This is a genomic window from Gordonia sp. (in: high G+C Gram-positive bacteria) (assembly GCF_020438995.1).
In the GTDB taxonomy this organism is placed as follows: Bacteria; Actinomycetota; Actinomycetes; order Mycobacteriales; family Mycobacteriaceae; genus Gordonia.
In genome coordinates this window covers 19047-37596 of the sequence record NZ_JAGQTN010000316.1, presented here as the reverse complement: position 1 = coordinate 37596, position 18550 = coordinate 19047, and the positions used below count along the sequence as shown (strand labels likewise).

The window sequence follows — 18550 nt, the reverse complement described above, 5'->3', positions numbered from 1 at the left end:
TGACCGGATTATTCGGGAACACAGCGGCATTGGCGGCCGGGGCGGCGAATCCGAGGGCAACGGCGCCGGCGGCGGCGATCAGGGCACCGGTCGCGGAGGTCTTGGTGATGTTCATTGTATTTCTCCCTTTTTGGAGGTGTTTTTCTGGACATCACAACTATCGCCCGACCACCTACGACAACACCATGGGTAGTTCTCTCCACCGATGGGCAGTTCTCCCCATCAAACCCGTGACACTTCAGACCGCCTGCTGACCGTGCGGTTGAACCCGGTTTCCGGGACTTCCGGCATACTCGGCCATCCCGGCGGGTGAGTGTGTCATCAGGCACTCATGCGACCTTCGGACCTGACGTCACGGGTCCACCGGCGCTAGTATCGGCCGGTATGAAGATGGTTCCCACCGCGCTACTCACATGCCTCGGCACGGCGCTGACCGCTGCCGCGACGATCGTGGCGGCACCACAGGCGTCGGCGGCACCCTGCCCGAGCGTGCAGGCGATCTATGCGCGGGGGACCACCGAGATGCCCGCGCCACTCGGAGCCACCGGTCAGTCGTTCGTCGGTTCGCTGCAGGCCCAGCTCCCCGGGCAGTTCGTCGCCGGTCATGGAATCAGATACGCGGCCAGCGGCAACTATGCCAGGCCGCTCTCGTACGTGATGTCGGTGCGCAACGGCGTGCTCGGTACCCAGACACGCATCGTCAACACCATCAGGCGATGCCCGAACACCAAGATCGTCCTCGGTGGGTTCTCCCAGGGTGCGGCGGTCGTCGGGTATGCGATCAGTTCCGATCTGACCCTGCGTAAGGATCTGTCGATACTGCAGCGGGCGATGCCCAAACCGTTGCCGGCCTCGATCGCCGATCACATCGTCGCGGTGGTTCTGTTCTCCCCGCCGTCGGACAACTGGCTCGGTGACATCGGCGCTCCCCCGATCCGTCTCGGCCCCGAATACGCCGGCAAGTCGATGCGCTACTGCCTGCCGTTCGACAACATCTGTGACGGCAGCCCGTTCAGCCCGCCCAATCCGCTGCACCTGGCGTACGTCTTCGGCGGCGTCACCTATGCCGGTGCGGCCTTCGCCGCGGGAATGGTCGCATCCACCGACACGCCCGGCACATCCGACCCCCTGCCCGCCGGCTGAGCAGGGGCAACACCGGCCCGGCGGCTACCCGCGTGGCAGGCCCAGGATCCGTTCGGCCGCCGCGGTGCGCAGGATCTGAGTGGTACCGCCGGCGATCGACAGGCACCGGTTCTGGATGACCTGCTCGGTCGATTCCGGCCAGGCAAGGGCGTTGAAACCGGACAGTTCGAGCGCGAAGTCGGGCACCGACTGGCGGTGCTGGACGCCGATCAGCTTGCGCACGCTCGACACCGCTCCCGGATCGAGGCCGGCCAGTTGTGCGGTGACGGCCCGCGCATCGAGCACCCGCCCCACATGGGCGTCGGCGAACAGCCTGCCGAAGGTCTGTAGCTCGCCGGTGGTGAGGTCGCGGCCGAGGCCGTCGATCTGCCGCAGCAGTGCGTCCATCTCCTTACCCAGACCCGATCCGCCCATCGCGACGCGTTCGTTGGCGAGGGTGGTGCGCGCCAGCCGCCAACCGCCGCCGATGTCGCCGACCACGCAGTCGTCGGGCACGAACACCCCGTCGAGGAACACCTCGTTGAACTTGGGGTGTCCGGTCGCCTCCCGCAGGGGCCGCACGTCCAGCCCGGGCGAACTCATGTCGACGAGGAAGTAGGTGATGCCCTTGTGCTTGGCGACGTCGAAATCGGTGCGCGCCAAGCAGATCGCCCACTGCGCGTTATGTGCCTGCGACGTCCAGATCTTCTGGCCCGTCAGGCTCCAACCGCCGTCGACGCGAACGGCCTTGGTGCGCAGCGACGCCAGGTCGGATCCGGCTTCGGGTTCGGAGAACATCTGGCACCAGACGATGTCGCCGGCCAGAGTGGGGGCGACGAAGCGCTCGCGCTGTGCATCGGTGCCGTGCTGCAGAATCGTCGGAATCGCCCAGCCTGCGATCACCAGGTCCGGACGCACGACGCCGGCCGCATCGAGTTCGGTGTCGATGAGCAATTGCAGCGCGGGCGACGCCGCCAGCCCGTACGGCTGCGGCCAGTGCGGCATCAGATACCCGGAATCGGCCAGCCGGTGCCGGCGTTCGTCGCCGGACACCTCCGCGAGGTGGGCGACGTCGACGCGGACCTTGTCCCGCTGATTCTCGACAGCGGACAGGTCGACATCGAAAGCTCTTCGTGCACCGGCCAATCCGGCCCCAGCCAGCGCGACAGCCTGATCGTGGGCATGGCCGAGGAGCACCGCGGCGGCCAGCGCCGACCGCAGGTACAGATGCGCCGGATGCTCGTAGGTGAACCCGATACCGCCGAGTACCTGGATGCAGTCCTTGGTGACTCCCGGAGTCGATTGCGCCACAATGACATCGGTGGCCAGTACGCTCAATTCGAGCTGCGACGTCGCATCGTCGCCACCGGCGAGCGCATCGTCGCCACCCGCGAGCGCGTCGTCGACGGCCCGCGCCAGATCCCATGCCACCGACGTGACCTGCTCACTGCGACATAGCATGTCGGCGCAGAGATGTTTGACGGCCTGGAACGAGCCGATGGCAGAACCGAATTGGGTTCGCACCTTGGCATAGCCGACGGCAGTGTCCAGCGCCCATCTGCATACACCGCTCTGATATGCCGCCAGCGCGGCGTGTAGCACTCCGCTGACGATCGCATCGCCGCCGAGCGGGAGCAGATCGTCGGCGTCCACGCCCGCGATCGAGACGCGGGCGACCGGCGTAGCGCCGTCGGTCGCGGATTGCGTTGCGGCGGTGACGGCTACCGATCCCGGCGCGAGAGCCTGCCACGACAACGCCCCGTCGGCACCTGCGACCGGGATCGTCAGCACGCAACCGTCCACGTAGCCGGGAACCAGCCCCAGCTCGACGGTGCCGCCGTCGATGACCGAGGCCCCGGTGTACGCACTCGCGGGCACCGCCGCGACCACCTCACCGGCCAGCACCGACTCCAGCAACGACGCCGCGCGCGGGTCCGCCGACCGGGCCAGGCCGATCGCGGTGGCCACCGTGGCCCCGATCGGTCCGGGTACCAGGTCGTGGCCGCATTGCTCGATCATCGCGGCGGCATCGGCGAAGGTGGCCCCGAGCCCGCCCTGATCGTCGGCGACGGCCGCGCCGAACACGCCGAACTCGGCGAGCTGACCGAACAGAACCGACCAGGAGTCGCGGCTCTCGTCCCCTGGTTTGTCCAGGCGGGCGCGGGCGGCGTCGGCGAAGCCCTGAGCCGACGCCCACGCCGCGATCGCCTCGCACACGGCCCGCTGTTCTTCACTGGTGACCAGACTCACGACACTCCTGCGCATATTGGGGTTGTGACCCGTAATTAGAACCTGTTCTAATATGCCATGAGATAGTGGGAGCCGGTAGCCGCAAGGCGGCCCGACCCGTGAGGACCCGACACGTGAGGACCCAGAGCTGATGGCCCGTTCCGCATCCGACAACGCAGCCGTCGACCTGACCTCGACCAAGGATATTCCCGTACCTGATACCGAATCAACCGCCAACGGCGCCGACTCGGGATCGTCGGCCCAGCGGGAACGACGCAAGCGCATCCTCGACGCCACTCTGGCGCTGGCCTCCAAGGGCGGCTACGACGCCGTGCAGATGCGCACCGTCGCCGAGAAGGCCGACGTCGCCGTCGGCACCCTGTACCGCTACTTTCCGTCGAAGGTGCACCTGCTGGTGACGGCGATGGCCCGCGAGCTGGGCCGCGTCGAGGGCCGGGTGGATCGCTCCCAGCTGCGCGGCGAGACCGCCGTCGACCGCCTGCGCCACGTGCTGGACATGATCACCTACGCGATGCAGCGCGACCCGCTGCTCACCGAGGCCATGACCCGCGCCTTCATGTTCGCCGACGCCTCGGCCTCCGCCGAGGTCGACCAGGTGGCCGGCGTCATCGACCGGCTGTTCGCCGGCGCGATGGTCGACGACGGTGAACCGACCGCCGACGACCTGGCCATCGCCCGTGTCATCGCCGACGTCTGGATGTCCAACCTCGTGCAGTGGCTCACCCGCCGCGCCTCGGCCACCGACGTCGCCAACCGCCTCGAACTCACCGTCAAACTGCTGCTCAAGGACCGCTGAACCCGGCGCCACCAAAACGGAGCACCAACAACACAGCCCGGCAGGTTCCCAGGGAATCTGCCGGGCTGTGTGTTCGGGCGGTGCCGGTCGCGCTACTTGACGCCGAGATCCTTGGCGATCTTGGGCCACACCTTCTTGAGGTCCTGCGCCCAGTACTCCCACGAGTGGGTACCGGTGGCGCGGGTGATCACCTCGTGCGGCACCTTGAGCCGGCTCATCCGGCGATCCATGTCCTTGGTGCACTGGTTGACGGCGGCCTCGATCAGACCGCCGAGCACGATCTGGTTGGCCAGGGTGTCCAGGTTGTTCTCCACGCCGGCCGCACCGAGTCGGTCGTACGGTCCGGGCAGACCGCTGCCGGAGGTCATGTACACCTTGGTGTGGCGGAGTTTGGCCGCGTTGATGTACGGGTCGTTCTGCCGCCACAGAGTAGTACCCGGCAGCCCCCACATGTTGACGATGCTGCCGCCGCCACGACCTCCGACGACTGCCTGGATGTAGGCCTGTCCCAACGGATCGCTGGTACGCGCACAACCGCTGAAGGCGGCGACCGACTTGTACAGCCTCGGCGCGTTGATGGCCAGATTCAGCACCGAAGTACCCGCCATCGAGATGCCGGCGATCGCGTTGACCTTGGTAGTGCCGAACTGCTTGTCGATCAGTGGCGGCAGTTCCTTGGTGAAGAAGGTGGTCCATTTGTTGCGACCCAGCACCGGGTCGTCTCGCAGCCAGTCCGTGTAATACGAGAATGCGCCACCGATGGGCGTCACCACGTTCACGTTCTTGTCGGCGAAGAACTTCTCGTAGTCTGTACGGGCAGACCAGGTGGCCGAGTCCTCACCTCCGCCCGCGCCGTTGAGCAGGTACAGCGTCGGCGCCGGTTTCGACCGATCCTTGGGGCGCAGGACCTCGATCGGGATCATCTTGCGCATCGCTCCCGAGTACACGATCGCGGTGACGCGCCGGCCGCCCGCACCGGTGATGATCGTGTCGATGCGGGAGATCGCGGGATCGGGATCGGCGCCCGTGTCGTCTTTCGCAGCCGTGGTCGTGGCCGGTGCGGTCTTCTTGGGCGGCACGGCCTTCGTCGCGGGTGCGGTCGTCTTGGCAGGTGCGGTGGTCCCGACGGCCGGAGTGGGCGCCCCCGACGGTGTTCCCCCCTGATTGTCGCTGGTCACAGTCGTGGGAGCCGCTGCGGCGGGCCCCACGGCGGTGACCGCACCACCGGCGATCGCCAGGCTGAATGCCCCGGCGATCACCGCCACGTCGCGGGCCAACCGGCCGCGCATCACACCTCGTCGCACCATGTACCCCTTTAGCATCATCAGTCTCAGATGCAACAAATGTAACTCTGGTTTCGCCGTATCCCAAGTCGGGGCAGGATGCCGTTAGCCATTTGTGACATGACCGAGGTACTTCGCAGACCAGAAAACCCGCAGGTCGGCGCCATTTCGGCGGTGACCTGCGGGTCAACGGTCTAAATTTCACCCCAACGGCGAGCGAGGGTTCAGCGGTGTTTGAAGTCAGGCTCCCGCTTCTCGACGAACGCCGCCATCCCCTCCGTCTGGTCGTCGGTGGCGAACAGCGAGTAGAACAGCGACCGCTCGGCGCGCACACCCTCGGTCAGCGTGGTGTCGAACGCCCGGTTCACCGCCTCCTTGGCCAGATACACCGAGATCAGCGACTTGGACGCGATGGTCGCGGCGGCCTCCTTGGCGACGGCCAGTGCCTCTTCGGTGGGCACCACGCGCGACACCAGTCCGGCGCGCTCGGCCTCGTCGGCCTTCATCTGCCGGCCGGTGAGCACCAGATCCATCGCCTTGGCCTTCCCGACGGCGCGGGTCAGGCGCTGCGAGCCGCCGATGCCGGGGATCACACCCAGGTTGATCTCGGGCTGACCGAAGCGGGCGTTCTCACCGGCGATGATCGTGTCGGCCAGCATCGCCAGTTCGCAGCCGCCGCCGAGCGCGTAGCCGGTGACCGCGGCGATGATCGGTGTGCGTACCCGCGACAGGTCGTCCCAAGCACCGAAGAACGCCTCCGACACCACCTCGCTGTAGGTCTTCGACGACATCTCCTTGATATCAGCACCGGCGGCGAATGCCTTCTCCGAGCCGGTCAGCACAATGGCGCCGATCCCCGGATCGATATCGAAAGCCTTTGCCGCGCTGACGACTTCGTTCATCAGCTGGGTATTGAGGGCGTTGAGTGCCTTGGGCCGGTTCAGCGTGATGACGCCCACCCGGCCTTCGGTCTCGACGATGATGGTCTCGTATGCGGTCATAGGGTCAAGCCTCTCGTTCGGTTGGTGCCCAGTGTTGCGCGGCCGGGCCGGCCGGCATATGGCGGGTCGTGTTCGGGGGGACGCCGGCTATTCGCCCGGCGCGGTCCATGCCTCGATCGGCAGTTCCAGTTCCACCGGCAGCGGCTCGAAGAAGGCATCGACCTCATCGGCGGTAACCGACGCATGGGCACTGTGCCGCCACGTCGGATTGCGGTCCTTGTCGATGACCTGAGCCCGAATCCCTTCTGCCATATCGGGATTGCACAGCGAGCGCAGCGCGAGCCGGTACTCGACGCGCAACGACTGCGCCAGATCCTCGACGGATGCCGCCTCGCGCAGGGCCCGCAGCGTAACCGCCGCGGCCAGTGGACTTTTCGCCTCGATGATGTCGGCCGCCTTGGTTGCCTCGGGGGTACCGAGCTCACGGCATCGGGCGATGATGTCGGCGACGGAATCTCCGGCGAACGCCTCCCGGATCCAGCCACGCTGCTCGGCGAGCGCCGACTCACCCGGATCCGCACCGGGGAACGCCTCACCCGGCTTCCACCAGTCGAGTGCGGCGGCCAGTCCGTCGGCGGGAATGTAGTGGTCGGCCAGCCCGATCGCGATGGCGTCGGCGGCCCGGATGGTGCCGGCGGTCAGCGCCACGTAGGTGCCCAGTTCGTCGGGGACCTTGGACAGCAGATGGGTTCCGCCGACATCGGGGATGAAACCGATGCCCACCTCGGGCATGCCGAGCCTGGTGCGGTCGGTGACCACCCGCGTGTTGCCATGCGCGGAGATGCCGACGCCACCGCCCATCACGATGCCGTCCATGATCGCCACATACGGTTTCGGATACCGGGAGATGAGCGTGTTGAGCCGGTACTCGTCGCGCCAGAACGCGGCCGACGGCGAGGCCGCCGCCTCGGCGTCGGTCGCTTCGCCCGCACTCAGCACCGCGGCGTCGCGGTGAATGGCGACGATGTCACCGCCCGCACACAGGCCACGATCCCCCGCGCCCCGTACGATGGCCGCGCTGATCTCGGAGTCGACCGCCCAGCCGAGCAACGCCTGCTCCATCGCGAGAGCCATCTCGTGATCGAGGGCGTTGATCGCCTTGGGCCGGTTGAGGGTCACCGTCCCGACGCTGCCGTCCACCTTCACCAGCACCGATGCCGGGTTGTCGGTCCCTGCGCCGTCTACTTCCGCCATCCGGGGCTCCTTCCACACTGACGCTTTACTTGGACATCCTAGTAAATGATCAGCGTGGCCGACACCGGCATCGGACCCGCCGTCGGGCGACCGTCAGAAGACGACGCGCGAGTACGGTTCGAAGTTCGGTGCGCGCTTTTCGACCAGGGCGTTGACGCCTTCGGTGAAGTCGGGCAGGCCTTTGGCGAGGGTGAGCAGGTGCTGTGCCCGGATTCTGGCGGCGTCCATGGTGCAGTCGAGGTCGTGCCAGACCTGCGATTTCATCATCGCCATCGACACCGGCGACACGTTCTCGGCCACGGCGCGGGCGTAGGCGACGGCGTCGTCGAGCACCTGGCCGGGTTCGCTGAGCCGCTGCACGACGCCGAGTTCGGCGGCCTCCTCGGCGAGGAACACCCGGCCCGAGACGATCAGATCCAAGGCGTGGGCGGGTCCGGTGAGCCGGCCCAGCATCCATGCCGACGCATCCTCGGCGGGCAGTCCGCGTTTGGAAAAGGCGGTGGTGAATTTGGCTCCGCGGGAAGCGAATCGGTAATCCAGGCACAGCGCCTGGGCAAGACCGATACCCGCGCAGGAGCCGTTGATCGCGCCGATGACCAGTTTGGGGATGGTGGTGGCGAAGGTCTGCGGCAACCGGTTGGTGGCGTACCTAGAGCCGCCCTTGATCTCGTCGAGCACGTTCGGATCGAGGCCGGGACAGAAAGTGTTCCCGGCGCCGGTGACGACGATGACGCGGACGTCCGGATCCTGTGCGCCACGGGCCAATCCACCGTAGAACGCGGTCTCCATGCCCAGCGACCACATGTTGCGACGCTCGGGACGGTTCAGGGTCAGGACCAGCACACCATGGTCGTCGACGTCGTAGAGCACCTCGTCGGATTCGCTCATTGCCGTGCCTCCCAGTCAGCCGAGCCGTGCACCGTCACCTCGTAGTCCTTTCCGGAAGTGAATGCCGGACTACGCTTTTCGACGAAGGCCGCCACTCCTTCGGCGGAATCCGGCTGCCGCCCGATGGCCCGGAAGATCTCCCATTCCCGATGAAATGCGGGTTCGCGATCGGATTCCTCCAGGAACTCGTACAACAGTTCCTTGGTGAGCCCGACGGCCGCGGGTGCGGTGTTGTCGGCGATGTCGCGCGCGATCTCCAGCGCGGTGTCGAGCACCTCGTCACCGGGTACGGCGTGGGCGGCGATTCCAAGCTCCTTGGCCTCCGCTCCGGTGAAAAGCCGTCCAGTGAGCAGCAATTCGGTGGCCGTGGCAAGCCCGACGAGTTTGGGCAGCAGCCACAGCGAGTTCTGCTCAGGGATCAGCCCGCGCCGGGTGAACACGAAACCGTACTTGGCGCTCTCGTTCACGACCCGGATGTCCCACTGCAATGCGAAGGTGAGTCCGAGCCCCACGGCGGCGCCGTTCATCGCGCCGATGATGGGGGTACGCATCCGCCACGGACGCGGCCGATCTCGCATCATGTCGCGGGCGCCACGCAGTTGCTCGTCGTCGAAGGCGAAGTTGGCACCGCCCGGTTCGAGGTCGGCGCCGGTGGAGAAGAACCTGCCCCGCCCGGTCACGACAATGGCGCGAACCTCGTTGTCGGCGTCCAGTTCCGCCAGGCGCTCGTGCAGCTCGATCTGCATGTCGGAGATGAATCCGTTGCCGCGCTCGGGCCGGTCGAGCCACACCACCGCGACCCGGTCGCGGCGCTCCACGCTGATCCCGTTCACCGGCCCCATGGACACTCCTCGCCTCACCCGCACGCTCAATCAGTTAGTTCTTTATACCTTATGCGAGGGTGGTTGCGACACGGGGCAGTCCTACGAGAGCACCTCCACGAGGGTCAGGTCGGGGTCTTCGACCATGTACGACTCCACCTTGCGCAGGTGCCGCCGCCAGTGCGTGACAGCACCGTCGACGTCGCCGGCGACCAGCAGTTTCAGCAGCCGCCGGTACGCGCGCAGCGCCAGCTCGTCGGCATCGCGCTCGTGTTCGACTCCATGCTTGGAGATGAACTGCGCGTTGTGGGCGGCCATGATCTGCAGCAACATGCCCGCGAGCACCGACATGGTCTGCACCCCGGCCAGACCCACCACCGCCTCGTGGATCCTGGTGTCGATCGCGGCGAACTCCACTGCGTCGTCGATCGCGGCCGCCGCGCCATCGATCAGGGCCGCGAGCGCATCCAGGCTCGTCTCGGCGCCGGACCAGGCGCGCAGTGCCGCCACCTCCAACTCGGTGCGGGCGTGATAGACGTCGGCCAGCGGAACACCCTGGTACTGCAAGAGCAGTCCCATATGCCGGGCCGCGACGGACTCGTCGGGAGCGAGCACCCTGGCACCCCCGTGCGCACCGCGCAGGACGACGATAATGGACTCCGATTCGAGAATCCGGAACGCCTCGCGCATGGTGGGCCGCGACACGCCGTAGCGTTCCATCAGCGCCGTCTCGCCGGGCAGCGGATCGCCCGGCTTGAGCACTCCGGTGACGATCTGTTTGCGCAGTTGCGCGGCGACGAGCTCACCCGCCTTGGGAACTCTGACCACCGACGATCCGGTACCCACTGCCACCAGCTGCCCTTTCACCCAACGAGTCGAATCTTTGAACTATACAACGGGGCCCGTGGGCGAGCGGGACAACTTGTGCAATCAGTTAGTTCATTATACCGTTTAAGGATGCGGTGCTATCACCTGACGATTCCGAATGGGGGCAATCGATGCTGACGCCGACACCCGAACGCGAGGAACTGCGCGCTGTCGTTCGCGACCTGCTCGCAACGCATTCCCCGGAAGCCGCCGTGCGCAGCTTTCTCGACGCCCGGCAGGGCTTCGACACCGCCACCTGGAAGGTCATGACCGACCAGGTCGGCATCGCCGCACTTGCCATCCCCGAGGAATACGGGGGCGCGGGCTTCGGCTTCGGCGAACTGGCAGTGGTGATGGAGGAATCCGGCCGGGCCCTGGCCTGCGTACCACTGCTGTCGACGTGTGTACTCGCGACGGGCGCACTCCTGATCAGCGGTGACGAGTCTGCTGCCCGTACCTACCTACCCGGGATCGCCGAGGGCACCACCATCGCCACCGTCGCCCTCCTCGATGACACCGACAGCCTGACCGCCGACGCCGTGCACACCCGTGCGCAGCGTTCCGCAGACGGTTTCACCATCACCGGAACCAAGACGTTCGTCATCGACGGCGCCGACGCCCACCTGCTCCTGGTGCCCGCCCGCACCGATGCCGGCGTCGCACTGTTCGCCGTCGAATCACAGGCCGGCGGAGTACACGCCGAGCCACTCGCCACGCTCGACCAGACCCGCAACCTCGCGACGCTCACCTTCGACGACGCCCCGGCCACCCTCGTCGGTACCGACGGCGACGGCTGGTCCTACATCGAGGCGGTACTCGATCTGGGGGCCGCGGGGCTGGCCGCCGAACAGGTCGGCGCCGCCGCCCGAGTGCTGGAAACGACCGTCGACTACGCCAAGGTCCGTGAACAATTCGGGCGGCCGATCGGCTCGTTCCAGGCCATCAAACACAAACTCGCGGACATGCTGGTGGAACTCGAATCCGCCCGGTCCGCCGCGTACTACGCCTGTGGCGCAGCCGAATCCGGCGCCGATGATCTCCCGCTGGCTGCCTCCATCGCCAAGGCATACTGCTCGGACGCCTTCTATCACATCGCCGCCGAGAGCATTCAGATCCATGGCGGCATCGGATTCACCTGGGAACACCCCGCGCATCTGTACTTCAAACGCGCCCGCAGCTCCCAGACGCTCCTCGGTTCCACCGGTCACCACCGCGAACGGGTCGCCCAGCTGGCCGGTTTGTAGTCCCATCTCGGGGAGGCTCACCAGCGCATGTGGGTTCCGGCGGCAACGTTCAGCGTCTCCCCGGTGATGTTCCTGGACCGGTCGGAGATCAGGAAGGCGGCGGCCTCGACGATGTCGTCGACGTGCGAGAGTCTGCCCAGCGGCGATTTGGCGCGTTCGGTGTCCTGCATGTCCGGGTGCAGCGCGTCGGTGAAGCGGGTGCCGGTGACCATGCCCATCGACAGTGTGTTGGCGCGGATGCCGTACGGTCCGCCCTCGTGGGCGCAGCTGCGGGTGAGCACGTTCAGGCCGCCCTTGCTGACCGCGTAGGGTGCCTCGATCCCTTCACCGCCGACGTCGGGGGCGTAGGTGGAGACGTTCAGGATCACCCCGGGCAGTCCGGCTTCACGCAGCTGCCGCATCACCTGACGGCTGAGCATCCACGGCCCGGACAGATTCACCGCCATCACCCGGTCCCAGTCTGCCGGGTCGTAGTCGAAGATCGGTCCGAGGACGTTGAGGGCGGCGTTGTTGACCAGGATCGAGATGGGCCCGTGTGCGGCGGCCACGGCGTCGGTGACCTGGACGATCTGGTCGCGGTCACCGGCATCGAGCAGGTAACCGACGGCGTTGCCGCCTATTTCGGCAACGGCGGCGTCCAGGCGCCGCTGATGGACGTCGGTGACGATCACCGTCGCGCCGTCGGCGGCGAGCCTGGTCGCGATCGCCTTGCCGATGCCGGCGCCGGCGGCCGCGGTGACGAGTGCGACCCTGCCGTCGAGTTCACCCGATATCATTGCGCACCTTCCCCTTTACGACCGCTGCGCCGCACGCGCGGCGGCGGCCTCGACGAGTGCCCGGGTCAGTTCCTTGTGGTCGGCCGAGTTGACGCTGACCCGTTCGGTGGCCAGCGCGTCGTCGAGCAGACCGGCCAGTGCCCGGGTCAGGTGGGTGTTCATCAGCCGTTTGGTCTGCCGCAACGCCTGCTGCGGTACCTCGGCGATCCGGTGCGCGAGTTCCAGTGTGGTGGGCATCAATTCGTCGGCGGGCACCACCCGGTTGACCAGACCCAACGCCAGCGCGGTGTCGGCGGGGATGCGGTCGCCGGTGAAGACGTACTCCTTGGCGCGCATCGCACCCATGACCAGCGGCCACAGCAGCGCGGCACCGTCGGCGGGCACCAGCCCTACGCCGAGGTGCGGGTCGGCCAGGAAAGCCCGGTCGGAGGCGATCGCGAGGTCGCACAATGAGATCAGGCTGGCGCCCAGGCCCACGGCGGCACCGTTGACGGCGGCGATCAGCGGCTGCGGCAACGCGATCATGGAATTGACCGTGCGCCGGGCCTCGTTGAACACCTCCTCCTGGATGTCCTGGTTCTCCTGGGTCTCCACCATGCGCGGCAGGTCCCCGCCGGCGCTGAATGCTTTGCCCGCACCGGTGAGCACGACGACCCGGCAGCCCGGGTCGACGGCGAGGGCGTCCCAGATCTCGCCGAGTTCGCGGTGCATCACGGCGTCGGCGGCGTTGCGGAAGTCCGGGCGGTTCATCGTCACGATGCGCACCGGTCCGTCGGCCGTCACCGTCATCGTGGTGAATCGGCTTTCCCAGTCGGATGTATCCGGATTCGGCATTGTGCTAACTCCTATCTGGGCAGGCCCAGGATGCGTTCGGCGGTGATGTTGCGCTGGATCTCCGAGGTTCCGCCGTAGATGGTCTCCGCGCGCGAGGACAGGAACAGTTTCTGGATGACGCTGACCTCATCGAGGTGATCGCCGTTGTCGCACAAGGCTGCCGGGCCGACGATATCCATCGCCAGCTCCCCCATCCGCTGGTGATGAGTGGAGGCGAACAGCTTTGTCGTGGCGGCTGCGGCGGCGGTGGCCGCGCCGGGATCGGGGGCGTCGATGTTCAGCAGGTCGGCCACCACCCGCAGGTTGGTGGCCCGCATCAGCCGGATTCCGATGTAGGCGTCCACCAGTCGGCGGCGGATCTGCGGATCATCGGCCGTGCCATTGCGTTTGGCCAGGCCGATGATGCCGTCGAGTTCGCGTTGCATCGACAGCTGCATCGGCATCAGGGCGCTGCCGCGTTCCATGCCGAGCGTGGTCATCACCACCGACCAGCCGCCGCCCACCGCACCGACGACCATGTCCTCGGGGGTCTGCGCATCGCTGAAGAAGCATTCGCTGAATTCGGTGGAACGGTTGATGTTCTCGATGGGCCGGATGTCGACGCCGGGTTGATCGGCGTCGATCAGCAGCATCGTCAATCCCTTGTGCCGCAACGACAGATCGGGATTCGTGCGGCACAGCACGTACAGCCAGTCGGCGTGATGGCCGAAGGTGGTCCAGATCTTCTGCCCGTCCACATGCCACACCCCGCCGTCCAGACGGGCCTTGGTGCGGACGTCGGCGAGGTCGGAACCGGCGCCGGGCTCGCTGAACCCCTGGCCCCACATCTGTTCCACCGCAAGGATCTTCGGCAGGAACCGGGCGCACTGCTCCTCGGTGCCACACGCCAGCAGGGTCGGCCCGAGCAGTTCGAGGGCCTGGGTATTGACGCGGGCGGGTGCGGCGGCACGGGCGTATTCGTATTCGAAGACGATCTCCTCGGCCAGCCCGAGCCCCCTGCCACCGAAGCGCTGCGGCCACGTCACGCCCAGCCAGCCGCCGGCCGACAGTTCGCGTTCCCACGCCACCCGCACGTCCCAGGCGGTGTCGTCGGTGGGGCTGCCCACGCCGCGGTGCGCGGCGAACTCGCCGACGAGATGTTCGTCGAGCCAGGTGCGGATCTCCTCGCGGAACTCACCCACACCCGGCGCGAGATCAAAGTCCATGACCGAACACCTTGCGCGCGTTGGCTCCCAGATAGCCCTCCCGGGCGGCGCCGGTCAACGGAACCGCCCGGCCCTCGACGACGGCCCGTTCGATCGGCAGGATCGGATAGTCCGACGCCCACATCAGTTTCCCGGGATTGCGGCGTTCGGCGAACCGCAGGATCTCCTCGGGAATGTATTTGGGTGCCCAGCCGGCGGTCATCGCGAACACGTTGGGATGTTTGATGAGCATCGCGACGGTTTCGGAGATCCACGGATCACCGAGATGGCTCATCACCAGTTTGAGCTCCGGAAAGGCCAGTGCCACTTCGTCGATGAGGATGGTGCGTTGCAGTTTGGCCGGTTTCATCGGACCGGGCACACCCACGTTGATCGACACCACCGCGCCCTCGTCGCAGGCCGCGGTGTACAGCGGATAGGCAAGTTTGTCGTCGATGGCGATGCCGGTGAACATCGGGATGATGCGGATGCAGGTGATGCCGTACTCGCGCACCGCGATCCGCACGTGCTTGGCCGCCTCGTAACCCAGGCGCGGGTCGATGCCGACGGAGGTGAGGAAGCGTCCCGGATGGTCGGCGGCGATCTTCGCCAGACGTTCACAGGTATCGCGCAGCACCTGCTCACCGGATTTGGTGCCGTGCACATAGGGCGGGGTTATGTCGCGGGGCACCTTGGTGAGCACCCCCGCCTCCACGCCGAGGCGATCCATCTCGGCGACCACGTCGGCGATCGTCTCGCCGCCCTCGTAGGCGCTGTTGCCGCGTTTGAAACGGGCCACGACCGACGGGTCGGGGGTGACCTCGCCGGGCAGATACGGCAGGTTGATCCAGGCGTCGAAAACGGCCGGTTCCGCTGCTGTGGTCATTGAAGATACTCCCTTGAGGTTGTTCAGCGTCCGCGGTACTGCGGTTGACGTTTGTCCTTCATCGCGGCGAGCGCCTCGGCGGCGTCCTCGGTGGCCGAGGCCACCGCGAAGTGCGAGGAGGCGAGTTCGAGCGCGGTACGCAGATCGGCGTCGACCGACTGGTAGGTGAGCCGCTTGATCATCCGGACGGTGACCGGTGCGTGCTGGGCGATCGACCGGGCGAACTGTTCGGTGGCCCCGGCGAACTCGGCCGGCTCGGCGATCCGGTTGACCAGACCGATGCGGTGCGCCTCAGCCGCGTCGACGGAATCCCCCGTGAGCAGCAACTCGAGCGCCTTGGCGGTACCGACGATCCGGGGCAGGTAATAGGCACCGCCGTCACCGGGGGTCAGGCCCACCTTTACATAGCCTTCGAGCACCCGGGCCGAGGTCGACATGATCCGCAGGTCGCACATGAGCGCCATGTCCAGGCCCGCCCCCACCGCGACGCCGTTGATGGCGGCGATGATCGGTTTGTCGAGGTCGGCGACGGCACGGGCCACCCGGTGCACCTCGTCGTGCAGTTGCGATTTGCGTTCGAGCGGGGTGAGGTCGGGGTTAGCGTTGGAGATCGAGCCCAGGTCGACGCCCGAGCAGAACGCCTTGTCGCCGGCGCCGGTCAGCACGACGACCTTGACGGCGTCGTCGTCCCTGGCCTCGCGCAACATCCGTTCCCATTCGCGCAGCATCGGGAAGGTGAAGGCGTTGCGTACCTGCGGCCGGTTCAGGGTGATCGTCCCGATCCCGTCGGACAGTGTCCAGGTGATGTCCTGCACGGACCAGACCTCCGATGCTTCCGCTCGAACCCCCGTGGCCGGATCCACCGCCCGCCCTCTGGGTTAATTCGCTAATTGATTGTACTATACGAGCCATGGACCTTTCAGTCGATGGCGTGGCCGGACTGCCCTTGTCGGCGGCCGACACCGCCTTTCGTGACGAGGTGCGCACCTGGCTCGCCGAACACCTCGTGGGCGAGTTCGCCGGACAGGCCGATCGCGGCGGACCCGACGACGATGACAACTGGGAGCTGCGCCGCGCGTGGGAACGCGAACTGGGCGCCGGCAACTGGCTAGGCCTGTCGTGGCCGGTGGAGTTGGGCGGCCGGGGCGCGACCATGACGCAGGAGATCATCTTCGCGATGGAATATGCCCGCGCGGGCGCTCCGCCACGGGCGGCGTTCCACGGCGAGACCCTGATGGCGCCCACCGCACTGCACTACGGCACCGACGAACAGAAGCAGCGCCTGCTGCCGCCGATGGCGCGTGGTGAAGTCGTGTGGTGTCAGGGCTATTCCGAACCGGGAGCGGGATCGGATCTGGCGAATGTGGCCACCCGGGCGTACCGCGAGGGCGACGACTGGGTGATCAACGGGCAGAAGATCTGGACCACCTTCGCCCACCACGCCGACTGGATCTTCGCGATCGTCCGCACCGAGCCGGGCAGTGTGAAACACGCCGGCCTGTCGTACATGCTCATCCCGCTCGACCAGCCCGGTGTCACGGTGCGGCCCATCCGGACCATGCTCGGCGACAGCGGCTTCAACGAGGTGTTCTTCGACGACGCCCGCACGAGCGCCGACAACGTACTGGGCGCGACGGGTGAGGGCTGGCGGGCCGCGATGACCACCCTCGGCCACGAACGCGCCACCTCTGTGCTGAACTACCAGTTCTCATTCGTCCGCGAAATGGACCATCTCACAGCATTGGCCCGGCGCCGGGCGCCGCTGGAGGATCCGGATATCCGGCACCGGATCATCCACTCCTACATCGGTTTACAGATCATGGCGTACAACAACCTACGCACCCTGTCGGCCGCGCTGCGCGATGGCGAGTTCGGGCCGGAGGCGTCGATCGGCAAGTATTACTGGTCGCGCTGGCATCAGGACTTCACCGAGATCGCGATGGACGTGATGGGCACCGACGCCCTGCTGGGCACCGAGTGGTCTTCGGAAACAGGCGCCCCGCAACGAGGTTCCACCGACGAGGCGACCACGCTGCGGCGGGCGTTCGTGCGGGGCCGTGCTGAAACCATCTACGCCGGGGCCAGTGAGATCCAGAAGAACATCATCGCCGAACGGGTGCTGAAACTGCCGAAGGAGGCCCGCAGGTGACCGCCCCCGGTGCACTGGCCGGCATCCGGATTCTCGACCTGAGCCGAATCCTGGCCGCCCCCTTCGCAACCCAGCTGCTCGGCGATCTGGGTGCCGACGTCATCAAGGTGGAACGCCCCGGAGTCGGCGACGACGCCCGCGACTACGGCCCACCGTTTCTGGGCGACCCCGACAACCGCGATTCCGGCTTCTACCTGAGCACCAACCGCAACAAGCGATCCATCACCGTCGACCATTCGACACCCGAAGGGGCCCGGCTGATCCGGGATCTGGCTGCGAAATCGGATGTGCTGGTGGAGAACTTCCGCACCGGTGTGCTGGCCAAGTACGGTCTCGACCACGACAGTCTGCGTGAGATCAATCCGCGGCTGGTGTACTGCTCGGTCACCGGTTTCGGCCAGGACGGGCCGTACGCCGATCGCGCCGGATACGACGGCGTGTTCCAGGCGATGTGCGGGTTGATGAGCGTATCGGGGATACCCGACGGCGAACCCGGCGCGGGACCGATGAAGGTGGGTGTGTCGATGGTCGACATCCTCACCGGCTTGTACACTGCCACAGCCATTCTCGCTGCCCTGCGGCACCGGGATGCCACCGGCGAGGGCCAGCACATCGACATGTCGTTGCTCGACTGCGGGCTGGCCTCGCTCTCGCACTACGTGCAGAACTATCTGGTGTCCGGGGAGCCCGCACCGCGGCGCGGCAACGGCGGCTTCGGCGGCATCCCGTCGCAGGCGTTCACCTGCGCCGACGGCGAGGACATCTTCGTGGTCGCCAGCACGCCGCGGCAGTTCGCGGGTCTGGCCGGGGCGCTCGGCAGGCCCGAACTCACCGATGACCCGCGGTTCGCCACGGTGTCGGCGCGTATAGCCAACCGCGACCACGTGCTCGAGGTGCTCTCGGCGATCTTCGCCACGGAACCACGCGAAGTCTGGGTACGCAGGCTCGAGGATGCGGACGTGCCGTGCAGCCCGGTCAACTCGATGCCGCAGGTGTTCGCCAATCCGCAGATCGTCCACCGGGAGATGCTGCGGCACACCGATACCGGCGCAGTTCGTGATTCAGCTGTTCCGGTGCTGCGCAATCCGATCCGGTTGTCGCAGACGCCGATTCATGGCTACCGCCGCCCGCCCCGACTCGGCGCCGACACCGACGACGTACTCGCCGACGTTCTCGGCGCCACCACCTCCGACATCGACAAACTCCGCGCCGCCGGCGCTATCTGAACCTGCACATACTGTGACTCACATACCAG

General features: G+C 66.9%; 17 protein-coding genes. 5 read left to right on the top strand and 12 right to left on the bottom strand.

Annotated elements, in window-relative coordinates:
• Nucleotides 1-384 precede the first annotated feature (384 nt).
• A complete protein-coding gene (locus KDB67_RS22185) occupies nucleotides 385-1143 on the top strand; it encodes a cutinase family protein (RefSeq protein WP_291020709.1) in 759 nt (252 codons plus the stop codon).
• A 24-nt stretch (nucleotides 1144-1167) separates the two neighbouring features.
• Here KDB67_RS22185 and KDB67_RS22180 read toward each other — a convergent pair whose 3' ends face one another.
• Nucleotides 1168-3372: an acyl-CoA dehydrogenase gene (locus KDB67_RS22180; RefSeq protein ID WP_291020707.1), complete on the bottom strand. Its 2205-nt coding sequence runs from the start codon at nucleotides 3370-3372 to the stop codon at nucleotides 1168-1170.
• 130 nt (nucleotides 3373-3502) lie between these two features.
• Here KDB67_RS22180 and kstR point away from each other — a divergent pair, with 130 nt between their 5' ends.
• A complete protein-coding gene (kstR, locus tag KDB67_RS22175) occupies nucleotides 3503-4168 on the top strand; it encodes a cholesterol catabolism transcriptional regulator KstR (protein ID WP_291020705.1) in 666 nt (221 codons plus the stop codon).
• A 92-nt stretch (nucleotides 4169-4260) separates the two neighbouring features.
• Here kstR and KDB67_RS22170 read toward each other — a convergent pair whose 3' ends face one another.
• From KDB67_RS22170 to KDB67_RS22145, 6 genes are all read right to left on the bottom strand, one after another.
• Nucleotides 4261-5475 (bottom strand): alpha/beta hydrolase family protein, encoded by a 1215-nt coding sequence (locus tag KDB67_RS22170; RefSeq protein ID WP_291020703.1) that lies wholly within the window; start codon nucleotides 5473-5475, stop codon nucleotides 4261-4263.
• A gap of 200 nt (nucleotides 5476-5675) precedes the next feature.
• Nucleotides 5676-6452 (bottom strand): enoyl-CoA hydratase, encoded by a 777-nt coding sequence (locus tag KDB67_RS22165; RefSeq protein WP_291020700.1) that lies wholly within the window; start codon nucleotides 6450-6452, stop codon nucleotides 5676-5678.
• Nucleotides 6453-6539: 87 nt separating this feature from the next.
• Nucleotides 6540-7646, bottom strand: a complete 1107-nt coding sequence (locus tag KDB67_RS22160; protein ID WP_291020698.1) for a 3-hydroxyisobutyryl-CoA hydrolase — start codon at nucleotides 7644-7646, stop codon at nucleotides 6540-6542.
• Nucleotides 7647-7739: 93 nt separating this feature from the next.
• Complete coding sequence (locus tag KDB67_RS22155) at nucleotides 7740-8534, bottom strand: enoyl-CoA hydratase-related protein (protein WP_291020696.1); 795 nt, start codon at nucleotides 8532-8534, stop codon at nucleotides 7740-7742.
• Entirely contained in the window at nucleotides 8531-9376 is an 846-nt protein-coding gene (locus KDB67_RS22150) for an enoyl-CoA hydratase-related protein (protein ID WP_291020694.1), read from the bottom strand. The genes KDB67_RS22155 and KDB67_RS22150 overlap by 4 nt, the downstream gene beginning before the upstream one ends.
• An 81-nt stretch (nucleotides 9377-9457) precedes the next feature.
• Nucleotides 9458-10222 (bottom strand): GntR family transcriptional regulator, encoded by a 765-nt coding sequence (locus tag KDB67_RS22145; protein WP_291020692.1) that lies wholly within the window; start codon nucleotides 10220-10222, stop codon nucleotides 9458-9460.
• A gap of 95 nt (nucleotides 10223-10317) precedes the next feature.
• Here KDB67_RS22145 and KDB67_RS22140 point away from each other — a divergent pair, with 95 nt between their 5' ends.
• Complete coding sequence (locus KDB67_RS22140; RefSeq protein WP_324384300.1) at nucleotides 10318-11466, top strand: acyl-CoA dehydrogenase family protein; 1149 nt, start codon at nucleotides 10318-10320, stop codon at nucleotides 11464-11466.
• A 17-nt stretch (nucleotides 11467-11483) separates the two neighbouring features.
• Here the strand turns inward: KDB67_RS22140 and KDB67_RS22135 are convergent, their stop codons facing one another.
• The 5 genes from KDB67_RS22135 to KDB67_RS22115 are packed head-to-tail and all read right to left on the bottom strand — an operon-like array spanning nucleotide 11484 to nucleotide 15961.
• The gene (locus tag KDB67_RS22135; protein ID WP_291020689.1) at nucleotides 11484-12242 is read right to left on the bottom strand and encodes an SDR family oxidoreductase; all 759 of its coding nucleotides are present in this window, start codon (nucleotides 12240-12242) and stop codon (nucleotides 11484-11486) included.
• A 15-nt stretch (nucleotides 12243-12257) separates the two neighbouring features.
• The gene (locus tag KDB67_RS22130) at nucleotides 12258-13076 is read right to left on the bottom strand and encodes an enoyl-CoA hydratase/isomerase family protein (RefSeq protein WP_291020687.1); all 819 of its coding nucleotides are present in this window, start codon (nucleotides 13074-13076) and stop codon (nucleotides 12258-12260) included.
• A gap of 11 nt (nucleotides 13077-13087) precedes the next feature.
• Complete coding sequence (locus KDB67_RS22125; RefSeq protein ID WP_291020685.1) at nucleotides 13088-14281, bottom strand: acyl-CoA dehydrogenase family protein; 1194 nt, start codon at nucleotides 14279-14281, stop codon at nucleotides 13088-13090.
• Nucleotides 14271-15146 (bottom strand): amidohydrolase family protein, encoded by an 876-nt coding sequence (locus KDB67_RS22120; protein WP_291020683.1) that lies wholly within the window; start codon nucleotides 15144-15146, stop codon nucleotides 14271-14273. The genes KDB67_RS22125 and KDB67_RS22120 overlap by 11 nt, the downstream gene beginning before the upstream one ends.
• 23 nt (nucleotides 15147-15169) lie before the next feature.
• A complete protein-coding gene (locus KDB67_RS22115; RefSeq protein ID WP_291020681.1) occupies nucleotides 15170-15961 on the bottom strand; it encodes an enoyl-CoA hydratase-related protein in 792 nt (263 codons plus the stop codon).
• A 95-nt stretch (nucleotides 15962-16056) separates the two neighbouring features.
• Between KDB67_RS22115 and KDB67_RS22110 the strand changes: the two genes are divergently transcribed.
• The gene (locus KDB67_RS22110) at nucleotides 16057-17295 is read left to right on the top strand and encodes an acyl-CoA dehydrogenase family protein (RefSeq protein WP_291020679.1); all 1239 of its coding nucleotides are present in this window, start codon (nucleotides 16057-16059) and stop codon (nucleotides 17293-17295) included.
• Nucleotides 17292-18521: a CaiB/BaiF CoA-transferase family protein gene (locus tag KDB67_RS22105; protein WP_291020677.1), complete on the top strand. Its 1230-nt coding sequence runs from the start codon at nucleotides 17292-17294 to the stop codon at nucleotides 18519-18521. The genes KDB67_RS22110 and KDB67_RS22105 overlap by 4 nt, the downstream gene beginning before the upstream one ends.
• Nucleotides 18522-18550 lie beyond the last annotated feature (29 nt).

Excerpts from the sequence above, each read along its gene's own strand:
- KDB67_RS22110 (WP_291020679.1), top strand. The coding sequence starts at position 16,057 with ATGGACCTTTCAGTCGATGGCGTGGCCGGACTGCCCTTGTCGGCGGCC.
- KDB67_RS22125 (WP_291020685.1), bottom strand. The coding sequence starts at position 14,281 with ATGGACTTTGATCTCGCGCCGGGTGTGGGTGAGTTCCGCGAGGAGATC.
- KDB67_RS22150 (WP_291020694.1), bottom strand. The coding sequence starts at position 9,376 with ATGGGGCCGGTGAACGGGATCAGCGTGGAGCGCCGCGACCGGGTCGCG.
- KDB67_RS22170 (WP_291020703.1), bottom strand. The coding sequence starts at position 5,475 with ATGGTGCGACGAGGTGTGATGCGCGGCCGGTTGGCCCGCGACGTGGCG.
- kstR (WP_291020705.1), top strand. The coding sequence starts at position 3,503 with ATGGCCCGTTCCGCATCCGACAACGCAGCCGTCGACCTGACCTCGACC.
- KDB67_RS22185 (WP_291020709.1), top strand. The coding sequence starts at position 385 with ATGAAGATGGTTCCCACCGCGCTACTCACATGCCTCGGCACGGCGCTG.
- KDB67_RS22165 (WP_291020700.1), bottom strand. The coding sequence starts at position 6,452 with ATGACCGCATACGAGACCATCATCGTCGAGACCGAAGGCCGGGTGGGC.
- KDB67_RS22120 (WP_291020683.1), bottom strand. The coding sequence starts at position 15,146 with ATGACCACAGCAGCGGAACCGGCCGTTTTCGACGCCTGGATCAACCTG.
- KDB67_RS22135 (WP_291020689.1), bottom strand. The coding sequence starts at position 12,242 with ATGATATCGGGTGAACTCGACGGCAGGGTCGCACTCGTCACCGCGGCC.
- KDB67_RS22155 (WP_291020696.1), bottom strand. The coding sequence starts at position 8,534 with ATGAGCGAATCCGACGAGGTGCTCTACGACGTCGACGACCATGGTGTG.
- KDB67_RS22160 (WP_291020698.1), bottom strand. The coding sequence starts at position 7,646 with ATGGCGGAAGTAGACGGCGCAGGGACCGACAACCCGGCATCGGTGCTG.
- KDB67_RS22130 (WP_291020687.1), bottom strand. The coding sequence starts at position 13,076 with ATGCCGAATCCGGATACATCCGACTGGGAAAGCCGATTCACCACGATG.